Source organism: Streptomyces sp. NPDC057654 (assembly GCF_042800135.1).
GTDB lineage: Bacteria > Actinomycetota > Actinomycetes > Streptomycetales > Streptomycetaceae > Streptomyces.
In genome coordinates this window covers 1-4,290 of the sequence record NZ_JBHVHQ010000750.1, presented here as the reverse complement: position 1 = coordinate 4,290, position 4,290 = coordinate 1, and the positions used below count along the sequence as shown (strand labels likewise).

Below are 4,290 nucleotides of genomic sequence, written 5' to 3'. Positions count from 1 at the left end.
ATCGCGCTGCCGGTGCTCGCCGTCACCGCGGCCGACGTCATCTACCGCAGCGGCACCCCGACCCGCGCGGAGACGGTGGACCGGGAGCTGGGGGCCGCCGACGCGCGGTTCGCCGACGGCGGTTTCGGGCCGGTTCCCCTGGTCCAGACGCCGAACGCGCAGCGGCACGGCAGGCCCGCGGACTACCACCACCAGGACGAGCACAACAGCGCCGACGACGGCGACGGGGACACCGACGGCGACGGCGACGGGGACAACGACGACGGGGACGACAGCACCAACGCCCGCATAGACCCCCGCCCCGTCGACCTCCACGCCGCCCTGCCCCCCGGCGCCCGCTTCCTCACCTCGCAGGACGTCGACGCCATGGTCCACAGCGCCCACGGGCTCCAGCGCTCCACCATCCGCGAGCTGCGCGTGGCCGACCCGATGATGCGCGGCAAGGTGCGGCTCAACCGCGGCGCCTTCCCCTCCGGGCCCGACGAGATGGCGGCGACCGGCGCCTATCTGGAGTCCTCGGGGCTGCACGTGGGCTCGCGGACCAAGGTCAAGGGGCTGAACCGGGTCTTCCGGATCACCGGTGAGCTGGAGCTGCCGGGCGAGCTGCGGGAGGAGGTGCTGTTCGCCGACCCCGCCGCCGTCATCGCCCCCTGGCGGACGCAGGCGAAGCGCGACGCGGTCGCCGCGCCGCCGCACCCGTCGGACAAGGAGTACTACGTCACGACCAAGGGGCACGGCGTGGCGTGGAGCGACGTGCTCGCCGCCAACCGGCACGGCGTGGTCGTCTACTCCCGGCAGGTCGCCCTGCGCCCGCCGCCGGTCGCCGAGGTCCCGGCGGCGCGGATCATGGGCGGCGGCTCGGGGTCCGGCTACGACGGTTCGTACGGGGAAACGGACGAGGAGTTCGTGACCTGGCGCAACGCGACCGTGGCGGCGGTCGGCGGGCTGGGTCTGCTGGAGATCGTGCTGCTCGCGGGCCCGGCCTTCGCGGTCGGCGCGCGCCGCTCCCGCCGCCAGCTCGGGCTGGTCGGGGTGTGCGGCGGGGACCGTGCGCAGGTACGGGCGGTGGTGCTGGCCGGCGGCGTGGTGCTGGGCGCGGCGGGGGCCGCGCTCGGGGTGGCCGGCGGGCTCGGGCTGACCGCGCTGGGCCGCTCGCTCATCGAGCAGGAGGCGGGGCGGCGCTTCGGGACGATCGACATCCGCCCGCTGGAGCTCCTCGCCATCGGCGCGACCGGGCTGCTCACGGGCGTGCTCGCGGCCCTGGCGCCCGCCGTCGTCGCGGCCCGGCAGTCCGTGCTGACCTCGCTGACGGACCGGCGCGGGGTGCGCCGGTCCTCCCGTACCCTCCCGGTGCTCGGGCTCGCGGCGCTGCTGCTGGGCGTGGGGCTGGCCGTGGTCGGTGCGCTGACCGGGCTGGACTCGCTCACCGTGGCGGCCGGCTCGGTGATCGCCGAGCTGGGGGTGCTGGCGCTCGTACCGGCGCTGGTCGGGGCCTGCGGGCGGCTCGGCAGCCGGCTGCCGCTGACGCCGCGGCTGGCGCTGCGCGACGCGCCACGTACTCGGTGAGCCTGAACGCGGAGGAACGGTTCGGCTATCAGCCGACCCTCAAGCCGGGCACGGTGGCGCTGATGGTCGACGCGTTCGCCGATCAGGGCGGCCACCCGGAGAAGGCGCTGCCCGCGCTGCGGCGGACCCTGGAACATACCCTCCCGGTCTCCGGCGGGCGCGCCGACGTCGACCGGGTGTGGGCGGGCGGCGACTGCTACGCGCGGGAGTCGGTGGAGTGCGGCTCCATCGAGCTGGTCCGGCCCAAGGGCAACGAGTGCCCGCTGATCGGCCCGGACGGCGCGCGGATCGCCGCCGGGCTCAGCGCCGCGGAGCACCGGGACCTGATGCGGACCCCGCGGTGCGTGGACTCCGCGGGCCCGATCTCGGTGATCGGCGACATCGACGACCGCATGGTCGTGGGGGACGCGCGGCTGCTGCGCGACTACATCGGGCTGCGGGACCCGGCGGCGGAGAAGGCGCTGGCCGAGGGCAGGCCGGTGCTGCTCAACCCCGCGTACGCGCGGAACGGCCGCCTCACGCTGAAGATCACCGGACTGCACAGCGGCCCCACCGGCCCCCGCGAGGACCAGAAGGCCACACACGTCTCCCTGGCCACGTACACGGCCCCCGCCTCGTACGCGGACACGCCCGGCATCCGGCTCGTGCTGCCCGCCGTCCTCGCGCACCGGCTGGGCCTGCACACCGCCCCCTCCGGCTCCTTCTACCCCGTCAGCCGCACCCCGACCAGGGCCGAACAGCGGCGGGCCGAGTCCGAGCTGGCCCACGGCGACGCGGCCACCAACCTCTACGTCGAGCGCGGCTACCCGGAGACGGACGACTCGGGCCTGCTCGTCCTCGCCGTCTTCGCGGGCATCGTCACCATCGGCGCCGCCGCCATCGCCACCGGCCTCGCCAAGGCCGACGCCGAGGCCGACCTGACGACGCTCGGCGCGGTCGGGGCGCCGCCACGCGTGCGGCGCTTCTATACGGGCTTCCAGTGCGGGGTCGTCGCCGGGATGGGCGTCGTGCTCGGCATGGTCACCGGGGTGGTGCCGGCCGTCGCCCTGCGGCTCGCGGACGGCCGGCAGGCCCTGGCGCACATGCGCGAGGACCCGATGTCCTCCTCGTACACGCCCATCGAGCTGCCCTGGCCCACGCTGGCCGTCCTCGCGGTGGGCGTGCCGGTGCTGGCGGGGCTGCTCGCGGCCCTGTGCACGCGCTCCCGCCTCCTCGCGCCGCGGCGGGCGACCTGACGACGGCCGGCCCCGGCCGGTACCGGCGGCCCCGGCCGGCACCGGCGCCGTGCGCCCTGGGGCGGCAGGGACGAAAATCGATACGGAGGGGCGCGCGGCGGTGGATCAGGCGTATTCGGGGGCACCAATGTGGGGAGGTTCGGGTGCGAGAGAATGGCGGCATGGATATGCCGAGGAGTGAACGGTCGCAAGAGAGCCCGCAGGTCCTGGTGGTAGGCCCGGACGGGATGGCTCTCGGCAGTGCCAACCCCGGCGGCGGGGAGGGTGACGACGAGTCGCGCGAGGTCCCGGTGACGGAAATGGTGGAGCAGCCCGCGAAGGTCATGCGCATCGGCAGCATGATCAAGCAGCTGTTGGAGGAGGTGCGGGCGGCTCCTCTGGACGAGGCGAGCCGGGCCCGGCTCAAGGACATTCACGCCAGCTCGGTCAAGGAGCTGGAGGACGGGCTCGCGCCCGAGCTCGTGGAGGAGCTGGAGCGGCTCTCGCTGCCGTTCACCGAGGACACCATCCCCACCGAGGCCGAGCTGCGCATCGCGCAGGCCCAGCTGGTCGGCTGGCTGGAGGGGCTGTTCCACGGCATCCAGACCGCGCTGTTCGCTCAGCAGATGGCGGCGCGCGCCCAGCTTGAGCAGATGCGCCGTGCGCTGCCGCCCGGCGTGAGCCTCGGTGAGGAAGAGGAGAGCGGCATCCAGCACAGCGGCGGCGCCCGCTCCGGCCCGTACCTCTGACAGACCTTTCCGTCTTTTCGTCAGCGGCGATTACGTAGGACTGCTACAACTACTGCTGCGCCTGCCTGTGAAGCCCGGCCCGCCGGGCGCCACGCGCAGGCGCAGCCGCGTTTGTGCCCCGCCGTCCGTCGGCGCCGCCTCATTCGCCGTCGGCGGCCTTCCCCGTGGACACCGTGAGCACGAACTGGTCACTGGGTGAGTGCGGGTCGAACGGGTCGCCGTTGGCGGGGGTCTGGCTCATCACCGTGCCCTTGCCCCAGGTCTTCTCGTCCGTGTACTCGACGCGGTAGCGCCAGCCCGCGGCGGTCAGGCAGTCCTTCGCGGAGTTGATGTAGACGAACTTGAAGTCGGGCGCGGTCTTTTTCTTTTTGTCGTTGAAGTAGCCGTACGCGTCCGTGCACTTCTCTTTGCTGATGGTCTTGGTCTGGTCGCCCTGCTTGACCGGCGACGCGTCCTTGCCGTCGGGGCCCGCGTCGGAGGAGCCGCCGGGCCCGTCCCCGTTGTGGTTCCCGCCCCCGTTCCCCTGACCGTTCCCGTCCTGGGCCGTTCCGGAATCGCCCGTGCCGTTGTGCTCCCGGCCTCCGCCGGAACCGCCACCGTTGCTGCCATTGCTGTTGCCGCCGTTGCCGCCGTTGCCGCCGTTGCCGCTGTCGCCCTGGGCCTGGCCGCCGGCCTTGGCGCCGCCCCCGCCTTCGTCGGACTTGTTCATCGACATCGCGACGAACACGCCGCCGACGGCCAGCGCCGCGACGACGGCCACC

General features: G+C 74.0%; 2 protein-coding genes and 2 pseudogenes. 3 read left to right on the top strand and 1 reads right to left on the bottom strand.

What is annotated here, in order from left to right:
- From ACFU99_RS35040 to ACFU99_RS35030, 3 genes and pseudogenes are all read left to right on the top strand, one after another.
- Positions 1-1,566: pseudogene (locus ACFU99_RS35040) on the top strand (ABC transporter permease); the annotation flags it as partial.
- Positions 1,563-2,801 (top strand): hypothetical protein, encoded by a 1,239-nt coding sequence (locus ACFU99_RS35035; protein WP_384400049.1) that lies wholly within the window; start codon positions 1,563-1,565, stop codon positions 2,799-2,801. The pseudogene ACFU99_RS35040 and the gene ACFU99_RS35035, both read left to right, overlap by 4 nt.
- Positions 2,802-2,962: 161 nt before the next feature.
- Positions 2,963-3,529 carry a bacterial proteasome activator family protein gene (locus ACFU99_RS35030; protein ID WP_363225338.1) on the top strand — a complete coding sequence of 189 codons (567 nt, stop codon included), beginning with the start codon at positions 2,963-2,965 and terminating at the stop codon, positions 3,527-3,529.
- 139 nt (positions 3,530-3,668) lie between these two features.
- Here ACFU99_RS35030 and ACFU99_RS35025 read toward each other — a convergent pair.
- Positions 3,669-4,290: pseudogene (locus ACFU99_RS35025) on the bottom strand (serine/threonine protein kinase); the annotation flags it as partial.